We start from the raw sequence: 17,057 nt of genomic DNA, 5'->3' as shown, positions 1-17,057 counted from the left end.
GATATGAAGAAGAAGCTGGACGCGCTTTTGTGCGCTGCGATGATCGCGAGCGCGCTCCCCGCGCTCGCGTGGGCCGACGAGGCGGCTGAGCCGACGGCGGATCAGGCGACCGCGCAGGAGACGGGAGCGGCGACCCGCTCGATCGAGCCGTGGCAGGAGAGCGCGTCGAACGAGGACGGCTCGTGCGTCCTCTCTGGCGAGACGAGGGCGTCCTCGTTCGCCGTCATCGCTACGAGCGAGACGGCCGACGGCGCCTTGGACGGCATGCCCTCGTTCAGGGTGGTTGCCGAGAACGCGACCAAGAAGATCGATTTCGGCGTGGCGCTTCTGGCGGGCGGGGCGTACGCCGGATGCAACAAGCTCGAAGTGCACGTGAAGCCGAGTGCGGGCAGCGCCGGCGTCGCCAAGTCGTTCGAGGTGACGAGGGCCGTCAACCAGAGCAGCTTCAACTTCACGTCCGAGATGTTCAACCTCGGCGACCAAACGGGCGATGCTTCCTACAACGCCGACTTCGTCGTGACGTTCGTCCCCTCGAAGGTGGATGCGGACGAACCGGCCGCCGTCGAGCCTGCTGCCGATACGCCGGCTGCGCTGCCGTCCGGCGCCGACACGGGCGCGACCTCGCCCAAGACCGGCATGGACGCCGGCGCGCCGGCGAGCGCCTCTTTCGGCATGCTGGTCGCCGCCGGAGCCGTGGCCTTTGCACTGCGCCGCAAGCTCGCGAAGTAATCACGACCAGCCATTCCGAGTGAAGCCCCGCAAGGCGCGCCGTCGAAGGATCCCGCGAGGGATCCTTCGTTCGTCTATGCAAATTCTTGTAAGTTTCTGCATAAAAGGGGTTACATATCAGGTTCGAACCGCATATACTGCGAGCAGTCCTTTAAAAGCGGTACAGAGAGACCGACAAGGTAGAACCCCAAGCGTTCAGCTGAACAAGAACGCGAACGAGTCGAAGCCTTCGTCTGTCGCGAGGCTTTTTTCATGCCCTGCGCCAGACGCCGCCAACTCGGGGGCGACGCGGACGCCCGGCCTTGCCGGAGCGGGCGCGGAACCCGGCGGTACGCAGGTCCGTCTGTACGCACTCGAACAGAAAGGGTGTGTATGAACGACGCAGCAACAGTCAAGACCGTCTGCATGGACGCGGACGAGATCGAGCGGTCGTTGACGCGCATTGCGCATCAGATCCTCGAGGCGAACAAGGGCGCGGACAACATCGCGCTCGTCGGCATCGTGACGCGCGGCGACCTGCTCGCCAAGCGCCTGGCCGAGAAGATCGAGCAGATTGAGGGCACGAAGGTGCCGCTCGGCAAGCTCGACATCAGCTTCTACCGCGACGACTTCGCGACGCATCTCGCTCCCGAGGTGCACTCCACCGACATCTTCTTCGATCTCGACGGCAAGGACATCGTCCTCGTGGACGACGTGCTGTACACGGGCCGCACCATCCGCGCCGCACTCGACGCGCTCATGGACATCGGCCGCCCGGCCACGGTGCAGCTGGCCGTGCTGGTGGACCGCGGGCACCGTCAGCTGCCCATCCGCGCCGACTTCGTGGGCAAGAACGTGCCGTCGGCGGCGGACGAGAACGTGCGCCTCTTCCTGGAGGAGACGGACGGCAAGTCCGAGGTCGAGATTCTGGAAATCGCACCGGGCTCCCGCGCGGGTTCGGCACCGCTGGGAGGTGAATAGGGCATGGCCTTCAATCACAAGCATCTGATCGATATCACGGAGTACTCCGCCGAGGATATCATGACCGTCCTCGAGACGGCCACGCGCTTCAAGGAAGTCAACGAGCGCCGCATCAAGCAGGTCCCCACGCTCAAGGGCGTCACGGTCGTGAACATGTTCAACGAGCCGTCCACCCGCACGCGCTCCTCGTTCGAGATCGCCGAGAAGCGCCTCTCCGCCAACAGCCTGAACTTCGGCGGCAGCTCCACCTCCACGGTGAAGGGCGAGAGCCTCGTGGACACGGTGGAGACGCTGTGCGCCTACAAGATCGACATGATCATCGTCCGCGACAAGCACGCGGGCGTGCCCCGCAAGATCGCCGACGTCTCCGGCGCGCACGTCATCGACGCGGGCGACGGCAAGCACCAGCACCCGACGCAGGCGCTGTTGGACCTGTACTCCATCTGGGAGGTCAAGGGCGACCTGGCCGGCCTTAAGGTGGGCGTCGTGGGCGACATCGGCCACTCCCGCGTGTGCGGCTCGCTCATCCCCGCGCTCAAGATCATGGGCTGCGAGGTGACGGTGGTTGCCCCGCCGACGCTGCTGCCGGCGCGCCCCGACATCCTCGGCGCCGACCACGTCACCACGAAGCTCGACGAAGTGCTGCCCGACCTCGACGTGGTGTACATGCTGCGCATCCAGCGCGAGCGCCTCGAAGGCGCGCCGTACCCGTCGCTGCGCGAGTACAACATGCTGTACGGCCTCACGAAGGAGCGCGAGCCCCTCATGAAGCCCGACGCCCTCATCTGCCATCCCGGCCCCATCAACCGCGGCGTCGAGCTGGACAGCTACATGGCCGACCATCCGAAGCGCTCGGTCATTCTCGATCAAGTCTACGCCGGCATCCTCACGCGCATGGCGGAAATGTATCTTCTTCTGGGAGGGAGCGAAGATGGCCTTACTGCTTAAGAACGCCCATGTGATCGACCCGCAGGTCGGTCTGAACGAAACGGCTGACATCCTCGTGCGCGACGGCAAGATCGTCGAGATCGGCCAGAACCTCGCGATGGAGAAGGGCGTCGAGCGCGACCTGGGCGGAAAGATCGTCGTCCCCGGCCTCGTCGACATCCACGTGCACCTGCGCGAGCCCGGCTACGAGACGAAGGAAGACATCGCGTCCGGCACGCGCGCCGCGGCCCACGGCGGCTTCACGGCGGTGTGCTGCATGCCGAACACGAAGCCCGTCATCGACAACGCGGTGGGCGTCGAGTACATCAAGGCCCGCGCCGCGGCCGTCGGCAAGTGCCGCGTGCACGTGGCCGGCTCCTGCTCGCAGGGCCTCGCGGGCGACACGCTGTCCGAGATGGGCGACATGGTGGCCCACGGCGCCGTCGCCTTCACCGACGACGGCCGCGGCGTGCAGGGCGCGGGCATGATGCGCCGCGTCATGGACTACGCCGCGCAGTTCGACCGCGTGGTGATGAGCCACTGCCAGGACGAGGACCTCGTCGGCGCCGGCCAGGTGAACGAAGGCGTCGTGTCCACGCGCCTCGGGATGCTGGGCTGGCCGGCGGAGGGCGAGGAGATCCAGATCGCCCGCGACATCGCCATTTGCCGCCTCACGGGCTGCCCGCTGCACGTGCAGCACCTCACCACCGCCCGCGGGCTCGAGCTCGTGCGCGCCGCGAAGGCCGAGGGCCTGCCCGTCACCTGCGAGGTCACGCCGCACCACCTGTTCCTCACCGAGGACGCCATCGGCGACGACTACAACACCTTCCTCAAGGTGAACCCGCCGCTGCGCACGGCCGACGACGCCGCCGCGCTCGTCGAGGGCGTGAAGGACGGCACGGTGGACGCCATCGTCACCGACCACGCGCCGCACAACGACTTCGAGAAGAACGCCGAGTTCGAGCTGGCTCCCTTCGGCATGATCGGCCTGGAGACGTCGCTCGCCCTCGTCATCACGAATCTGGTCGCGCCCGGTATCATCAGCTGGGAGCGCGCCGTCGAGCTCATGGCCGCGAAGCCCCGCGAGATCCTGCGCGTCGAGCGCGTGGCGCTCGAGCCGGGCGCGACGGCCGACCTCACGGTCATCGACCCGGACGCCGCCTGGACGGTGGACGCGGCCGACTTCCTCTCGAAGGCCGTGAACTCGGGCTTCATCGGCGCCGAGCTCACGGGCCGCGCCACCGACGTCTACGTGGGCGGCTACGCCACCCTCGAGGATGGCGCGATCGTCGAGTAGACGCTTCGCGAGCTTGACGACGGCATGCGCCAACGGGGCCCGACGATGTCGGGCCCCGTCGTTTACCGCGGTCTGCAGTCTTCCGGCATGAACTCGACATTGATGATGGTGCAATCGATGTTCTCGGCCGCATCGCCGAGCGCGCCCGAGAGCGCCTCCTGCCCCATGAGCTCGGCGCGTTGGTGCGTTGCTCGTAGACCTCGGCCGGATAGCACCGACCGCAGTCCCAGACGCTTCCCTAGCGCTTGGATCGGTACTCGTTCCCGTTGCGGTTCGTGATGGCGAAGGCGTGCTTGGCCGTTCTGCCGTTGCTAGGGTTGTGCCCAACTTGCATGGTGCGAATACGGTAATAAAACCGGAGGAATTTTTCGATATTTTACCGTATCAGACAATCAAGGCTCCGAAACCCCCTTCGAAAGCGGGGAAACCGCCCGAAAACCGCCCCGCGCGGTGGGAAAAGCCGGAATCGGGGCGGCCTAAGGCGCGCTCCGGGCGCGAGGCCCCGAGCTTCGGTAAAATATCGAAGAAAAATTCCGAATCCGTTACCGTAGCAGCTCTGCAGCCGATCGTCCGTCGTCTGCGGGGCTGATGTGCCGGCCCGCTACGATCGATTTTCATCGGCCATGCCCTCTGACGGCGGGTCGGGACATGAGGGTGCCTCCGCGAACGATGCGACCGGAGTCGCGTTGGGGGTTGGCGGGACGAGGAGCGTCCCGATAGCCGGGTGTTGCATAGCGCCCTTTCTCGGCGCACGTCGATGCAGATTGAAAAACGCAACATTGCGTGAAGAGCCGTGCACGCAAGCGCGCGGGACGCAAATGCGCCCGCCGACGGGAGGGTTCGTCGGCGGGCAGGGGAGGGGCCGCAATCAACGCGGCACGAAGCGGGGAACGCGTGCTCAGATGGCGCGGCCGACGTCGTTGCCGGCGCGGATGGCGAGCGCGATGTTGAACGGTGCGTCGCAGTCGCCGATCGCGTAGGTTTCCGCAACCGACAGCCCATCGAGCAACGATGTGTTCGGCACCATCTCGGCGCCGTCGACGATCGCGTCGCAGTCGACGGTCACCTCGGTCCCCACCTCGGTTGCGATGATCGCCTTGCCGTCCTTGGCCTCCTTGATCGAGGCGCTCGGCCACACCTTCACGCCCAGGGAGTACAGCGCCGTGGTCATGAAGCGCATGGCGTGCTGCGATTGCTGCATGTCGAGGTCCGCGTTGGCGTGGGGCGTGACGATGGTGACGCGCTTCTTGCGCACGGTCAGCCACAGCGCGCAGTCGAAGGCCTGGGCGTTCGAACCGTACACTACGACGTTGTCGCCCAGGTCGGCCGTCATGAACGAGTCGAAGTCGACGATGGGCACGTCTCCGGCGATGTCGGCTTTGTCGCGCGTCCCGCCTACCGCCAAGATGACGGCGTCGGGAGCCTCGGACTCGATGAACGCCTGGTCGATCTCCTTGCCGGTGGTCACCCGCACGCCCGTGACCTCGAGCTGGCGCTTGAGGTAGGCGGCGAGGTCGTCGAGGTTTTCGTGGGGCCCCTTCACCATGCTCGCGAACGACAGGAGGCCTCCCAGCGTGCTGCCCTTCTCGTAGAGCGACACCTCGTGCCCGCGGGCCGCGGCGATGCGCGCCGCCTCCATGCCGGCGGGGCCGCCGCCGACCACCATGACCTTTTTGGGCGAGGACGCGGGCTCGAGCTCGTAGGAGGCCGGCCCGTTGTCGGTCATGACGCGCTGAGTGAGGGCGTTCACGCGGCAGTAGCCCATCGCGCGGTTCAGCTGGTTGCTGCCGATATGGCAGTGCAAGCAGCGCGTGCAGGGGGCGATCTCGTCGGCACGCCCGTCGCGAAGCTTGGCGACGTACTCGTTGTCCACGGTCAAGGGGCGGGTCATCATGAAGAAGTCGACCTTGCCGTCGGCGAGCGCCTGTTCGAAGAAGTCGGGGGCGTGCGCCGGGTCCATGTACGTGACGGCGCCGCAGGGGATGGAGACGGCTTCCTTGTAGCGCGCGACGACGTCGATGAGCATGCCCGCGCCGCTGTGGTCGGCGATGAGCGATCCTTGGAAATGACGGCTGAAATCCCATTGCGTGCCGTAGCCCGTGGCGCCCTCGATGCCGTACAGGATGAAGTAGAGGTCGCTTGCGAACTGGCAGGGGTGGTTGCCCAGCGGCCCGAGGCGCAGGTGCATGGAGTCGCAGCCGGCGGCCTCGAAGAGCTTCGCGAACTCGATGCCCTCCTCGATGGTGATGACGAGGTTGCTCGGCGCGGTCAAGGTGTTGTCGAGGTCCATGAGCGTCGCGTTGTTGGTGAGGTTGTCGTTCTCCTCGACGCAGTCGATGAGCATCTGCACGACGAAGTCGTCGCCGCACGCTTGCTTGATCTTCTCGATGCATTCGGTGGCGAAGCGGGCGCGGTCCTCGAGGCTGCCGGTGCCGTAGCGGTCCGTGCGCGTGTTGTGGAAGCGCGAGAGGAAGTGCTCGCCGATGTTGAAGCCGGCCGCGTTGATCTCGAGCGCCTTGAAGCCCATGCCCTGGATGGTTGTCGCGAGGTTCACGGCGACGTCCTCGAAGGCGAGGATCTCATCGACGGAGAGCTCGGCCACGTCGGGCGCGAACTGGGCCCATTGCAGGCCGAGCGAGGCGCCGTACCGGGCGCATTCGTCGACGAGGCGCTTGCAGAACTCCTCCGCGTTGGGCGCCGCGGTCTCCCCGGTGATCAGCGACACGAGCTCGCCTTCGATCCAGATGATCTCGACGCCGCCCTTCGCCAGGTTCACGTAGTACTGGAAGAACTCGTCGGTGAGCCCGCCCAGGTACGTCGCCGATCCGGCGGCCGACTTGATCATGCGGTGGCTCGATTCCATGGAGCCGATCTTCACGGGCGAGAAGAGCGTCGAGAAGTCGGTCGTGTTCTGCCGGTAGTCGTAATCCTGCGGGTTGAGGTACGCGGCCGAGATGAGCTCGGCGCCCTCCGATGCGCCGGCCCCCGCGCCAGCCTCGCCCGCCGTCTTGGCCCCGGTTCCCGCGCTCGGCGCGCAGCCGGCCAGCCCGGCTCCCGCGACGGCGATGCCCGCCGCTCCGAGGCCCGCAAGAAAGCTTCGCCTTGATACTTCGGTTCCCATATATCCTCCTTCGGTTGCAGTCGGAAAACGTCTCCTCCGCTTCCGCCGCATAGCCGCGACGGCCGGAAGACGTCGTCCATCGCCCCTGGCGACAGGTACAGGCTAGGCGACGGGACGCGAAATCGCCTCACATACGCCATGTGAAATAGGGGATGCCGCGCCCTGATTTGCCACATGGCGCGGGCGATTTCGCGAAGAGGCGCTACAATGTGGCACCGGAAGGAAAAAGCATGCGGGGAGGGGCCCCGCGCGCGGTCGGCGCCGAGGGCCTGCAAGGGATACGCGAAGGGGCAGAGGGGGTAGCGTGAAGGATCGTGCGGTCAGGTGTCTCGGCTTGTCCTCGGTTCTGCTCGTCGGGGTGCTCACCATCTGGGGCGGGCTGCCGCTCGGCGCGCTGACGCAGCTGGGGCTGTCGGAGATACTGAAGTGCTGGTCCATCCCCCTGTCGATCGCGCTCGGACTCACGCTGGGCGCGGTTCTCCTGAAGCGCAGCATGCCCTCGGCACGCTTTCTCGCCGCGGTCGCGTTGCTGGCGGGCGCTTTCGTGGGCGGCGGCTACGCCCTGTTGCTCGCCGGATCGGGCGCGCTCGACAGAGCGCTCGTTGCGGGCACGTCCTCCGTCCTCGTCGGCATCGGCTACGGCCTGTTCTCGCTTGCGTGGCAGCACGTGCTCTCGCGGCTCTCGTTCGACGAGATGACCAAGACCCTGCTGCTCTCGCTGGCCATGGGCTCGGCGGAGTACCTGCTCCTGTCCGCGGTCCTCGGCGGGCGCCTCTGGACCGCGTTCCCCGCGCTCGTCGCCGCGGCGGTCGCGCTTAGCCTGATGGCCCTGCGCGCGCCGACGCCCGCGCCTGGCGATGCCGAGCGGCAAGGCGGTCGCAAAGCCGGGCTGCGCGATTTGGCGAAGGAGGTCGGCAGCCCGCTGATCTGCGTGTGCGCCATCGCGTTCGCGGTCGCCCTGACGAGGACCATCACGCTCGACGGGATCGAGAATTCCGACACGATCAACCTCGTCGCCAGCGGGTGCATCATCGCCGCCTCTCTCGTCCTGTACGCGGCCTGGTACGTGCCCGGCGGGAAGCGGTCCGTCTTCAGGAAGCTGAGCATACTGGGGCTGTACCGCATGTTCTTCCCCGTCATCGTGACGGCGCTGCTGGCGCTTTCGATTGCGGGGGACGCGCTCGCCCTTCCCGTGGCCACCCTGGCGTACGTGCTGTTCTCGTTCGTCGCGGTGTTCATGATGTCGACGAGCGTCACCATCGCGCAGCGCCACGGGCTGTGGTCTCCCTACGTGTACGGCGCGTTCGCGGGCGCCACCTACTTCGTGTTCGCCGGTGCGACGGCGCTGGGCGCGTGGGTGTACTACCCGCGAAGCTTCGGCGCGGCCACCTTGCCCGTCATCGTGCTCGTGGTGTTCTACATCCTGGCGATGTCCTACGCGGCGATCCAGGCGCGCAAGAGGGGCCAGGACGAGCATGGTGCCGCAGGTGCCGCGGAAGGTGTTGCCGCGACGGCGGCGCCCGCGGTGGTCGACGAGGTCGCCCAGCGCTGCGCGGTGCTGGCGGAGGAAGCGGGGCTCACGAAGCGCGAGCGCGACATCCTCCTGGTGCTGGCAAGGGGCAGGGACGTCCCCAGCATCGCCAAGCAGCTGTTCATATCGGAGAACACCGTCCGCTCGCACAGCAAGAGCATCTACCGGAAGCTGAGGATCCACTCGAAGCAGGAGCTGCTCGACCTCCTCGATCGCGTCCCCCTCGATCGGGGGTAGCTCACTCGGCTTCCGGGGCGGGCTTGGGGGCCGCGCCGTTGCGGGCGAGGTCGATGAGCTCCTGCTGCGAGTGCACGCCGCACTTCGAGAAGATGCTGCGCACGTGCGAGCTCACCGTGTTGATGGACACCGTCAGCTCGTCGCGGATGAACGGGCGGCTGCGGCCCGCCAGCAGCAGCGCGGCCACGTCGGTCTCGCGCTCGGTCAGCCCGAAGCGGCTTTGGAGGGCGGTCGCCTCGCCTTGGAAGATGGCCTCGAGGTCGGCGCACGGGTTCGCGTCCTCCTCGGACGTCCCGGCGGGCCGCCTGCGCGGCGACGGGCCGCGCTGGAACACCCAGCTGGGGTTGAACCCCGTGGCCATCGCCACGAAGATCACGAGCGACATGAGCACGAACGACATGGTCATGATGCCCTGGGAGTCGAGCATCCGCACCGCGGCGAGCCCGATGAGGCTGCCGACGAAGATGCCCGCGCCCTCGCCGAGCGCGTAGCGGCTCACGAGCGCGATCGTTCCGCAGCCGCTTCGGCGCAGGAACTTGCACGCGCCGATCCAGCACCCGAACTGCACGCCGAACATGCCGAGGAAGTTGATGGCGTAGGCCAGGATGCGCAGGTTGGCGTTGCCGTAGTCGATGACGACGGGCACGTAGCTCAGCATGAACAGCGGCAGGCTCCAGCGGTAGGCCAGCGACACGTTCAGGTAGCGCGACATGCGGATGCACAGCAGCAGCATGGCCAGCGACAGCACGCAGGCGAACGAGAACGGGATGAGGTAGTGGGTGAACCGGTTGCCCGACATCGCGGGCGTGGACAGCACGCGGAAGAACGCGATCTGCACCCACGAGGCGAAGGCGAGGATGGCGAACGAGCGCACGCCCGGGTTGCCCGGCATCGGCTCCTTGTCGCACGGGGCGGGCTGGGGAACGGCGGCCTCGCAGCGCGCGAACCGCACGGATGCGAACACCATCGCCACCACGAGGAGCAGCACGACGAGCCCGCTCTCCTTGGTCAGCAGGATCACGAAGTACAGCAGAAACGAGATGGTGAACGAGCAGGGGATGACGAACTCGAGCCGCGCTTCGTTGAGCGTGCGCAACCGCGCGCTCCAAATCGCTCCGTACAGCACGATGGCCAGGCCCGTGAACGCGCTCCCGATGACGTAGAATAGGTCGAACAGCGAGCGGTCGTACCAGGCGAGCCAGACGAAGAAGCATCCCGTCGCGGCGCCGACGGCTGCTGCGACGGCCACGCGCCGATCCTGCAGCAGCTCGTCGGCGCGCGGCAGCTTGCGCGCGACGGCGATGCCGGCGACGGCCCCGAGCGCCTCGAACAGCCCGCACATCATCCAGATGTACTCCAGACCGTACGACGAAGGCGCGCACGCGATGGTGTCGTCGACGGTGGCCAGGCCGCAGCCGAACAGCGTGCAGTACACCCACGCGAGAAGCAGCGCGAAACCGACGGTCTCGCGCCAATGGTTCGTCAAGTTCTGTCGGAAATGATCGATCATACGCCCTCCCTCGTACGGGTACCAGTATAGCGTGCCACCGGTGGGGCGTGCCGGTCATAGTTACGTCTCACCTCGCTTGCGAACTGCGGTTATCGAAATTTCACCGGATTAAGGTGAGACGGTTTTCGCGGTTGCGGAGCACTAAAACGCCTTGATCAGGTGATGATCCGCGCACGATCGCCCCGTACGCTTTTCCCGTCGTGCTATCAGACGAGAAGAAAGCAAGGAGGAGGATATGGGACAAGCGAACATGGATCGAAGGACGTTCGTCGAGGCGCTCGGCGCCTTGGGCACCCTGTCGGTCGCCGGCGCGGGCGTGGGGGCCCTGCCGTCCGTGGCGGTGGCCGCGGAGTCGGAGTTCCCGGCGCCCCGGACGGGCAAGCCCATCGAGGCCGCGGTCGATCCCAAGACGGGCGCGGTGTCCGTCAACGAGGACGTGATCGTGCGCTACTCGGGCTGCGTGGGCTGCTACAGCGCCTGCGGCAACCGCATCAAGCTCGACCGCGAGACGGGCAGCGTGCTCGGCGTGGGCGGCAACCCGTACAACCCCGCGTGCGCGAGCTCGCCGCTCGAGTTCGGCGCGCCGCTCGAGGACGCGTACCGCTCGATGAGCTACGCGAACGGCGGCGGCAACGTCACGCGCGGCACGGTGTGCGGGCGCGGCAACGGCACGCTCGACGCCGTCAGCCAGCCCGAGCGCATCACGGTGCCGCTCAAGCGCGCCGGCAAGCGCGGCGAGGGCAAGTGGAAGCCCATCGGCTGGGACCAGCTGATGAAAGAGGTGTGCGAGGGCGGCAAGCTGTTCGCCGACATCGGCGAGGACACGGTGATCGAGGGGTTCAAGCAGGTGCACGATCCCGAGACGCCGATGAACCCCGAGCAGCCCGACCTGGGTCCCAAGTCGAACCAGATCATCGTGTGGAACACGCGCGCCGACGGTCGCCGTCAGCTGAACGCGCGCTTCGCCAAGTCGTTCGGTACGCTGAACTCGTTCAGTCACAACTCCAGTTGAGGCGCTGCCGGCGGAGCGAGTTCGCTCTACACGAATGCTAAGAACGGCTGCGGCGTCGACATCGACGAAGCGGAGTACATCCTCTGGAGCGGTGCGTTCCCGGGCGGGAACGGGTCGAACTTTCAGTTCATCAGCAAGCACGTCACGGAGAGGCTGCGCACGGGCAAGCTCAAGATCGACGTGGTCGATCCCACCTTGGCAAGCGGCGCGGTGACGCCGACGATGCCGGGCATCACCTGGGTGCCCATCAAGCCCACCACCAACGGCGCCCTGTACGCCGCCATCGCGCAGATCATGGTGCGCGACAAGACCTACAACGCCGACGTGCTGTCGTTCACCACGCAGAAGGCGGCGGAGGCGGCGGGCTACGGCGCCTTCACGAACGCGAGCTACCTCGTGATCGTCGACGAGGGCCATCCGAACTACCGCAAGCTCATGCGCGCGGCCGACGCCGGCATCGAGGTGCCCGAGGAAGAGGTCGCCGCAGGCGCGACGCCTGTGCAGCACTACGTGGTCATCGACGCGGCGACGAACGAGCCCGCGGCGCACGATGCGTGCGAGCGCGGCGTGATCGACTTCGAGGGCGAGGTGAACGGCGTCAAGGTGCGCACGGGATTCTCGTGCATGCAGGACACCATCGGCAGCCGCACCATCGAGGAGTACGCCGACATCACCGGCATCCCCGCATCCGAGATCGAGCGGATGGCGAAGGAGTACGCCTCCCACGGCGTGAAGGCCACGGTCAACGCGGCCGCCGCGTCCACGGCCGGCGTCAACGGCTTCGACACGCCGAACGGCCGCGAGGTGCTGCGCGCGCTCATCGGCTCGAACCAGATGAGGGGCGGATCGTTCCCCACGGGCGGGCCGGTGACCGACGGCAAGGGCGTGCGCTACGACCTGGCCGCAGTCGAGGGGGCGCCCGACGTGAGCATGAAGAACGCCGCGATGATCTCGCGCGGCAGCAGGGCGTGGGAGAAGACCGACGAGTACGCGAACCGCGTGGCGGCCGGCGAGAAGGACCCCAAGCCGAAGCTGCCCTGGTTCGCGAACGCCCCGCAGTCGGACAGCCAGGCGCTCATGTCCGCGATCAACCAGTACCCCTACCAGTGCAAGATCATGCTCACCTGGATGTGCAACGTCATCCAGGCGACGCCCGGCGCCATGCGCGACGAGGTGGTCGAGCGCCTGAAGGATCCGGAGGTGCTGCCGCTGCACATCGTGTGCGACGTCGTGATCGGCGAGATGGCCCAGGTGGCCGACTACATCGTGCCGGACGTGACGCAGTACGAGAGCTTCGGGCTTCCCTCGAGCGGCGCCTGGGGCGCCACGGTGCGCTGGCAGGCGAAGACGCCCGAGACCGTCCAGCTCGACGACGGGCGCTACGCATGCTGGGAGACGTTCCTCATCGACGTGGCGAAGGCGTGCGACCTGCCCGGCTGGGGCGCGGACGCCATCCCCGACGCCGAGGGCAACCTGCACCCGTTCGAAACGTCGGCCGACTTCTACCTGAAGGCGGTGGCGAACCTCGCGTATGCCGAGACGCCGGTGGACGACATCTCGGCCGAGGAGGCCAGGCTGCAGGGGCTCGACGAGCTGCCCGCCGACTTCGAGGCCGCGGTGAGCGCCGAGGAGTGGCCGAAGGTGCAGCACGTGCTGTCGCGCGGCGGGCGCTACTGGCCCTCCGAGCAGATTCGCGGCGAGGACGGGCGCTACCGGTTCCTCAAGCCGTTCGAGACGTACATCTACAACGAGAAGCGCGCGCTGGCCACGAACTGCTACTCCGGCAAGCGCCTCCCCGCGACGCTCGGCTACAACCCGCCGACGTTCAGCGACCTGTCGCCCATGACCGATCACTTCTCGGTCGGGGAGTTCCCGTTCACGGTGTCCGAGCACAAGCCCCGCTTCCGCTCCATCTCCATGCTATCGAACAGCCCCATCATGCGCGATCTGTGCGCGCACAACTACCTGGAGATCAACGACGAGGACGCGGCGGCCCTCGGCATCGCCGACGGCGACGCCGTGCGGGCGATCACGCCCACCGGCGAGGTGACCGAGGGCGTGGCGATGGTGCGCGGCGGCCAGGTGAAGGGCGCGTTCAGCCTGTCGTTCGGCTACGGCCACGACAACTACGGCGCGCAGGACGTCGAGGTGGACGGCAAGCTCGTCGAGGGCAACCCGGCCATCGCGGCGGGCGTGCGCACGAGGATGATGCTCGACCCGCTCGTCTCCAAGGACGGCGTGTACAGCATCCTGGCCGACCACGACGCGTCGAGCCCCGGGCGCTGCGGCGGCATGTTCAAAATCGAGAAGGCATAAGGGAGGTGTGGGATTATGAGCGAACAACGATTGGGCATGGCGATTGACCTGGCCCTCTGCATTGGATGCAACGCCTGCGCCGTAGCCTGCAAGATGGAGAACGGCGTGGGGTTGGGCCACTTCAACACCTGGGTGGAAAGCTGGGACGTGGACCGGGACGGCGACGTGCGCCGCGCGAGTGTGCCGAAGCTCTGCAACCACTGCGCGAACCCCGCGTGCGTGAGCGTGTGCCCCACGGGCGCCAGCTACGTGGACGCGGACGGCTCGGTTCAGATCGACACCGACAAGTGCATCGGCTGCAAGTACTGCATGGCCGCGTGCGCCTACGGGGTGCGCTACCTCGTCGAGGAGACGGGCGACGTGCACAAGTGCACGTTCTGCCACCATCGCTCCGCGAACGGGCTCTTGCCCGCGTGCGTGGGGACGTGCGTGACGAGGGCCCGCGTGTTCGGCGACCTGAACGACCCTGAAAGCGACGTGTCGAAGCTGCTGGCCGAGGCGGGCGGCGGCGAGGCGCTTTTGGCCGACATGGGCATGGAGCCCTCGGTGCGCTACGTCGGCCTGGAAGAGACGATGGCGCTCAAGCGCGTGTCCGCCGTGCACAAGGGCGGCAACGTGCTCGTGCCGTACGAGGGGAGGCAGTAATGGTTTGGGACGGTATCGTCGCCTGCGACCTGTTCTGCGCGGGTTTGGGCGCGTGGACGTTCATCTTCACCGTGCTGTCGGCCGGCCGCGACGAGGCGCATCGCAAGGCGAAGCTCGTCGGCGTCGTCGCGGCGTTCGCGCTCGTGGCGCTCGGCGCGCTCATCCTGGCGGTGGACGCGCGGGGCGGGCTTTTGAACCCGTTGCGCTACTTCAACCTGCTGGGCAACCTCGGGTCGGTCATGGCGTGGGGCGTGATCCTCATCAGCCTGTTCTTGGCCGGTTCTTTCGCGTGCGCGGTTCTGCTGCTGACGAAGCGCAACGTGCCCCGGGCGCTCGAGGTCGTCACGGCGGCGCTGGCGGTGGGCGTGTCGCTGTACACGGGCGTGCTGCTCAGCACCTCGCCGGCCTTCCCGCTGTGGAACATCGCGGTGCTGCCGGCCGCGTTCGTGGTGTCGGCGGCCTACACGGGCTATGCGGCCTACGCGCTCGTCGCGCGCTTCGCAGCGCCGAAGGACGACGCCCTGCCGACATGGGTCGGGCGGGCGGCGATCGCGCTGCCGGTGCTCGAGGCTGTCGCGCTCGCGGCGCTCGTCGCGGTGGTGTCGGGCACGCAGGGCAGCGGCGCCGAGGCGGCGGCCGCGTCGGTGGCGAACCTGCTCGGCGGCTCGTGCGCGCTCGTGTTCTGGGGCGGCACGGTGGCCGTCGGCATCGTCGCGCCGCTCGCGCTGGCGATCGTGCGCTCCCGTCGGGGCGTTGAGGCCCTCGCTTGGATGGGCGTCGCCGAATGGGCGTGCATCCTCGTCGGCGGGTTCGCGTTCCGCTACGCGGTCGTGGTGGCCGCCGTCCCGATATTCGGCTAGGGAAACGGAGGAGCCGCCATGTGCGATACGGCATCCCCTTGCTCGGAGGACAAGCTGCGCGGGTTCGCCGTCGTGGCCGAGGCGTGTGCCCGGGCCCTGGTGAGCGAGCCGTCCTCCGAGGTGGTGCGCGACGTTCGCCGCGTGGCGCAGGCGCTGGGCATGACGCGGTTCGACTGCGTGGAGCCCGGCGCCGCCCTTCGGCAACGCTACTACGACCGGTTCTTCGTATCGGGAGGCCCCTTGTTCGCGCCCCTCGTGGAAAGCTGCGTGCGCGGGGCGTGGGAGCAGGACGGCCGCCGCTCGTTCGGCACCGCGAGCGGCCCGGCGGCCGACCACGCGCTGCGGTGCTACCGGGCGGTCGGGTTCGATTACCGAGCGCTCGAGGGCTTCGCGCCCGCCGTGGCGCAGCTGCGGCCCGACTCGATGGCGTGCGAGTTGGCGTTCATGGCCTCGCTCGCGCGGCGCGCCTGCGAGGGCGGCGACGATGCTGCGGCTGCACGCGGCGTCGAGCTGCTGCGCCGGTTCTCGCGCGAGCACGCCGCAGGCTGGTTCGGGGCGGCCGCCGAGGCCCTGCGCCGCGCCGACGACGATTTCTACGCCGGCGTGTGCGCCCTCGCCGCCGAGGCGGCGGACGTGCTGGCCGCCTGAGCCCGGCCGCAACGCGGGACCCGCGCACGCGCGGGTCCCGCTTCGTCGTCTCGTCCTGAATCCCGAAGACGGCGCGCCTTCCCTTACCGGTCCAAGTACTCCTTTACCGCGCCGTAGTCGGGAAGCATGAGGGACGCGTCGACGATGTTGCAGTCGACGTCTCCGGTCGGGCAGCCGAACGCTTCCTCGAACGATGCCTCCCCCATAAGGTCGGCGTAGCGGGCGACGAGGGCACGCACGCCTTCGTTCATCTGATCGGCGTACTCCTCGTTCGCGATCTGCCCACGGACGAGGAGGTTGTCCAGCTCGTGCTTGAGCGCCATGGCCTCGAGGTCGGCGTCGAGCAGCGGCTGGACGCTGTCGAGTCCGGACACAGCGCTTCCCAGCAGCTCGCGCCGCTCGTCGGCGTCAGGGCCGTTCTCGAGCGCCTCCTTCATGACGGCGCGCCTGCGCTCTTCGATGGCCGTCAGCGCGTCATCGAGCGCCGAGACGTCGATGTCGGAGCCTGCGGGCTCGACGTCGCCCGTCGCATCGCCGTAAAACGACCGGAGCGCCCGCACGTAGTCGACGATGGCCCCCTCGTGTCCCCAAATGCCCCGGTTCCCGTAAATTAGCTTCGAGGCGTTGAGCGAAGGCGGCCAGTTGATGAGCGCGTTCAGCGGGTCGTGCACGCGGGTCGCGCACGTTACCGTGTTGCACATCTGGTGGCACACGCCGTCGAGGGCGTAGACGAGGCCCGCGCAGTCGCCGCGTCCCGTGGGGCTGCCGCTCTTGTTGTCATAGTCGTTTTTCTGCCAGTCGAGAGGGTTGCCCCACTGCGCCAGGTGCATCGCGATCTGCGGGTGGCAGGAATGCTCCTTGTACGAGGTGATCGCCCCGCCGCGGGTGTACCACATGCTGCGCTTCTCGTAGTACTCGGCCGGGTAGTAGCGCTCCTCGTCCCAGACGCCTCCGTAGCATTGGAACCGGTACTCGCTCCCGTTGCACTCCATGATGGCGAAGGCATGCTCTGCGGTATGGCTGTTGATAGGGTAGTGTCCGACGTGCATTGTGGCCATGGTTCCTCCTATCGCAGGATGGCACCGCTCTGCGGCGGTCTGCCTCAAGTATACGTTGAGCCATCATGAATTACCATCGGGGCTCGACGGCCCCTCCAAACGATCTGATCGATGATTCAATACTGCATAAAAATTATAAATAGCAAATAAAAATTGCATTTTAAAGAAAGAAAACTCGCAATAGGCGTATACTACCGAACAACCTT

Annotated in this window: 13 protein-coding genes; 10 read left to right on the top strand and 3 right to left on the bottom strand. The window is 67.3% G+C overall.

All coding sequences use genetic code 11. The annotated features are described in order from the left end of the window. Positions 1-3: 3 nt before the first annotated feature. From C1A15_RS10900 to C1A15_RS10885, 4 genes are all read left to right on the top strand, one after another. The gene (locus tag C1A15_RS10900) at positions 4-729 is read left to right on the top strand and encodes an LPXTG cell wall anchor domain-containing protein (RefSeq protein ID WP_101722593.1); all 726 of its coding nucleotides are present in this window, start codon (positions 4-6) and stop codon (positions 727-729) included. 372 nt (positions 730-1,101) lie between these two features. After that, the gene (pyrR, locus tag C1A15_RS10895) at positions 1,102-1,689 is read left to right on the top strand and encodes a bifunctional pyr operon transcriptional regulator/uracil phosphoribosyltransferase PyrR (protein ID WP_101722592.1); all 588 of its coding nucleotides are present in this window, start codon (positions 1,102-1,104) and stop codon (positions 1,687-1,689) included. 3 nt (positions 1,690-1,692) lie between these two features. Continuing rightward, a complete protein-coding gene (locus tag C1A15_RS10890; protein WP_087189704.1) occupies positions 1,693-2,637 on the top strand; it encodes an aspartate carbamoyltransferase catalytic subunit in 945 nt (314 codons plus the stop codon). Beyond that, positions 2,621-3,913 (top strand): dihydroorotase, encoded by a 1,293-nt coding sequence (locus tag C1A15_RS10885; protein WP_101722591.1) that lies wholly within the window; start codon positions 2,621-2,623, stop codon positions 3,911-3,913. The genes C1A15_RS10890 and C1A15_RS10885 overlap by 17 nt, the downstream gene beginning before the upstream one ends. Positions 3,914-4,811: 898 nt before the next feature. Here the strand turns inward: C1A15_RS10885 and C1A15_RS10880 are convergent. Beyond that, entirely contained in the window at positions 4,812-7,034 is a 2,223-nt protein-coding gene (locus C1A15_RS10880) for an oxidoreductase (RefSeq protein ID WP_101722590.1), read from the bottom strand. A gap of 304 nt (positions 7,035-7,338) precedes the next feature. Between C1A15_RS10880 and C1A15_RS10875 the strand changes: the two genes are divergently transcribed. Beyond that, complete coding sequence (locus tag C1A15_RS10875) at positions 7,339-8,802, top strand: helix-turn-helix transcriptional regulator (RefSeq protein ID WP_146001847.1); 1,464 nt, start codon at positions 7,339-7,341, stop codon at positions 8,800-8,802. Between the two features lies 1 nt (position 8,803). Here the strand turns inward: C1A15_RS10875 and C1A15_RS10870 are convergent, their stop codons facing one another. Further along, positions 8,804-10,312: a helix-turn-helix transcriptional regulator gene (locus C1A15_RS10870; protein ID WP_101722588.1), complete on the bottom strand. Its 1,509-nt coding sequence runs from the start codon at positions 10,310-10,312 to the stop codon at positions 8,804-8,806. A 235-nt stretch (positions 10,313-10,547) separates the two neighbouring features. Here C1A15_RS10870 and C1A15_RS10865 point away from each other — a divergent pair, with 235 nt between their 5' ends. The 5 genes from C1A15_RS10865 to C1A15_RS10845 all read left to right on the top strand — a co-directional run bounded on the left by C1A15_RS10865 (position 10,548) and on the right by C1A15_RS10845 (position 15,793). After that, complete coding sequence (locus C1A15_RS10865; protein WP_101722587.1) at positions 10,548-11,324, top strand: Tat pathway signal protein; 777 nt, start codon at positions 10,548-10,550, stop codon at positions 11,322-11,324. Between the two features lie 180 nt (positions 11,325-11,504). After that, positions 11,505-13,640 carry a molybdopterin dinucleotide binding domain-containing protein gene (locus C1A15_RS10860; protein ID WP_101722586.1) on the top strand — a complete coding sequence of 712 codons (2,136 nt, stop codon included), beginning with the start codon at positions 11,505-11,507 and terminating at the stop codon, positions 13,638-13,640. 15 nt (positions 13,641-13,655) lie between these two features. Next, the gene (locus tag C1A15_RS10855; RefSeq protein ID WP_101722585.1) at positions 13,656-14,285 is read left to right on the top strand and encodes a 4Fe-4S dicluster domain-containing protein; all 630 of its coding nucleotides are present in this window, start codon (positions 13,656-13,658) and stop codon (positions 14,283-14,285) included. After that, positions 14,285-15,145, top strand: a complete 861-nt coding sequence (gene nrfD / locus C1A15_RS10850) for an NrfD/PsrC family molybdoenzyme membrane anchor subunit (protein ID WP_101722584.1) — start codon at positions 14,285-14,287, stop codon at positions 15,143-15,145. Before C1A15_RS10855 ends, nrfD begins: the two co-directional genes overlap by 1 nt. Positions 15,146-15,163: 18 nt before the next feature. Further along, on the top strand, positions 15,164-15,793 hold the full coding sequence (locus C1A15_RS10845; RefSeq protein WP_101722583.1) for a molecular chaperone TorD family protein: 630 nt from the start codon (positions 15,164-15,166) through the stop codon (positions 15,791-15,793). Between the two features lie 83 nt (positions 15,794-15,876). Here the strand turns inward: C1A15_RS10845 and C1A15_RS10840 are convergent, their stop codons facing one another. Further along, positions 15,877-16,851, bottom strand: a complete 975-nt coding sequence (locus C1A15_RS10840) for a hypothetical protein (RefSeq protein ID WP_146001846.1) — start codon at positions 16,849-16,851, stop codon at positions 15,877-15,879. Positions 16,852-17,057 lie beyond the last annotated feature (206 nt).

It is taken from the genome of Eggerthella timonensis (assembly GCF_900184265.1).
Lineage (GTDB): Bacteria > Actinomycetota > Coriobacteriia > Coriobacteriales > Eggerthellaceae > Eggerthella > Eggerthella timonensis.
The sequence above is the reverse complement of the archived record's forward strand: the minus strand, read 5'-3'. Positions and strand labels throughout refer to the sequence as shown.

Coding starts and splice junctions, on each gene's coding strand:
- C1A15_RS10900 (WP_101722593.1), top strand. CDS start 4: ATGAAGAAGAAGCTGGACGCGCTTTTGTGCGCTGCGATGATCGCGAGC.
- pyrR (WP_101722592.1), top strand. CDS start 1,102: ATGAACGACGCAGCAACAGTCAAGACCGTCTGCATGGACGCGGACGAG.
- C1A15_RS10890 (WP_087189704.1), top strand. CDS start 1,693: ATGGCCTTCAATCACAAGCATCTGATCGATATCACGGAGTACTCCGCC.
- C1A15_RS10885 (WP_101722591.1), top strand. CDS start 2,621: ATGGCCTTACTGCTTAAGAACGCCCATGTGATCGACCCGCAGGTCGGT.
- C1A15_RS10880 (WP_101722590.1), bottom strand. CDS start 7,034: ATGGGAACCGAAGTATCAAGGCGAAGCTTTCTTGCGGGCCTCGGAGCG.
- C1A15_RS10870 (WP_101722588.1), bottom strand. CDS start 10,312: ATGATCGATCATTTCCGACAGAACTTGACGAACCATTGGCGCGAGACC.
- C1A15_RS10865 (WP_101722587.1), top strand. CDS start 10,548: ATGGGACAAGCGAACATGGATCGAAGGACGTTCGTCGAGGCGCTCGGC.
- C1A15_RS10855 (WP_101722585.1), top strand. CDS start 13,656: ATGAGCGAACAACGATTGGGCATGGCGATTGACCTGGCCCTCTGCATT.
- nrfD (WP_101722584.1), top strand. CDS start 14,285: ATGGTTTGGGACGGTATCGTCGCCTGCGACCTGTTCTGCGCGGGTTTG.
- C1A15_RS10845 (WP_101722583.1), top strand. CDS start 15,164: ATGTGCGATACGGCATCCCCTTGCTCGGAGGACAAGCTGCGCGGGTTC.
- C1A15_RS10840 (WP_146001846.1), bottom strand. CDS start 16,851: ATGGCCACAATGCACGTCGGACACTACCCTATCAACAGCCATACCGCA.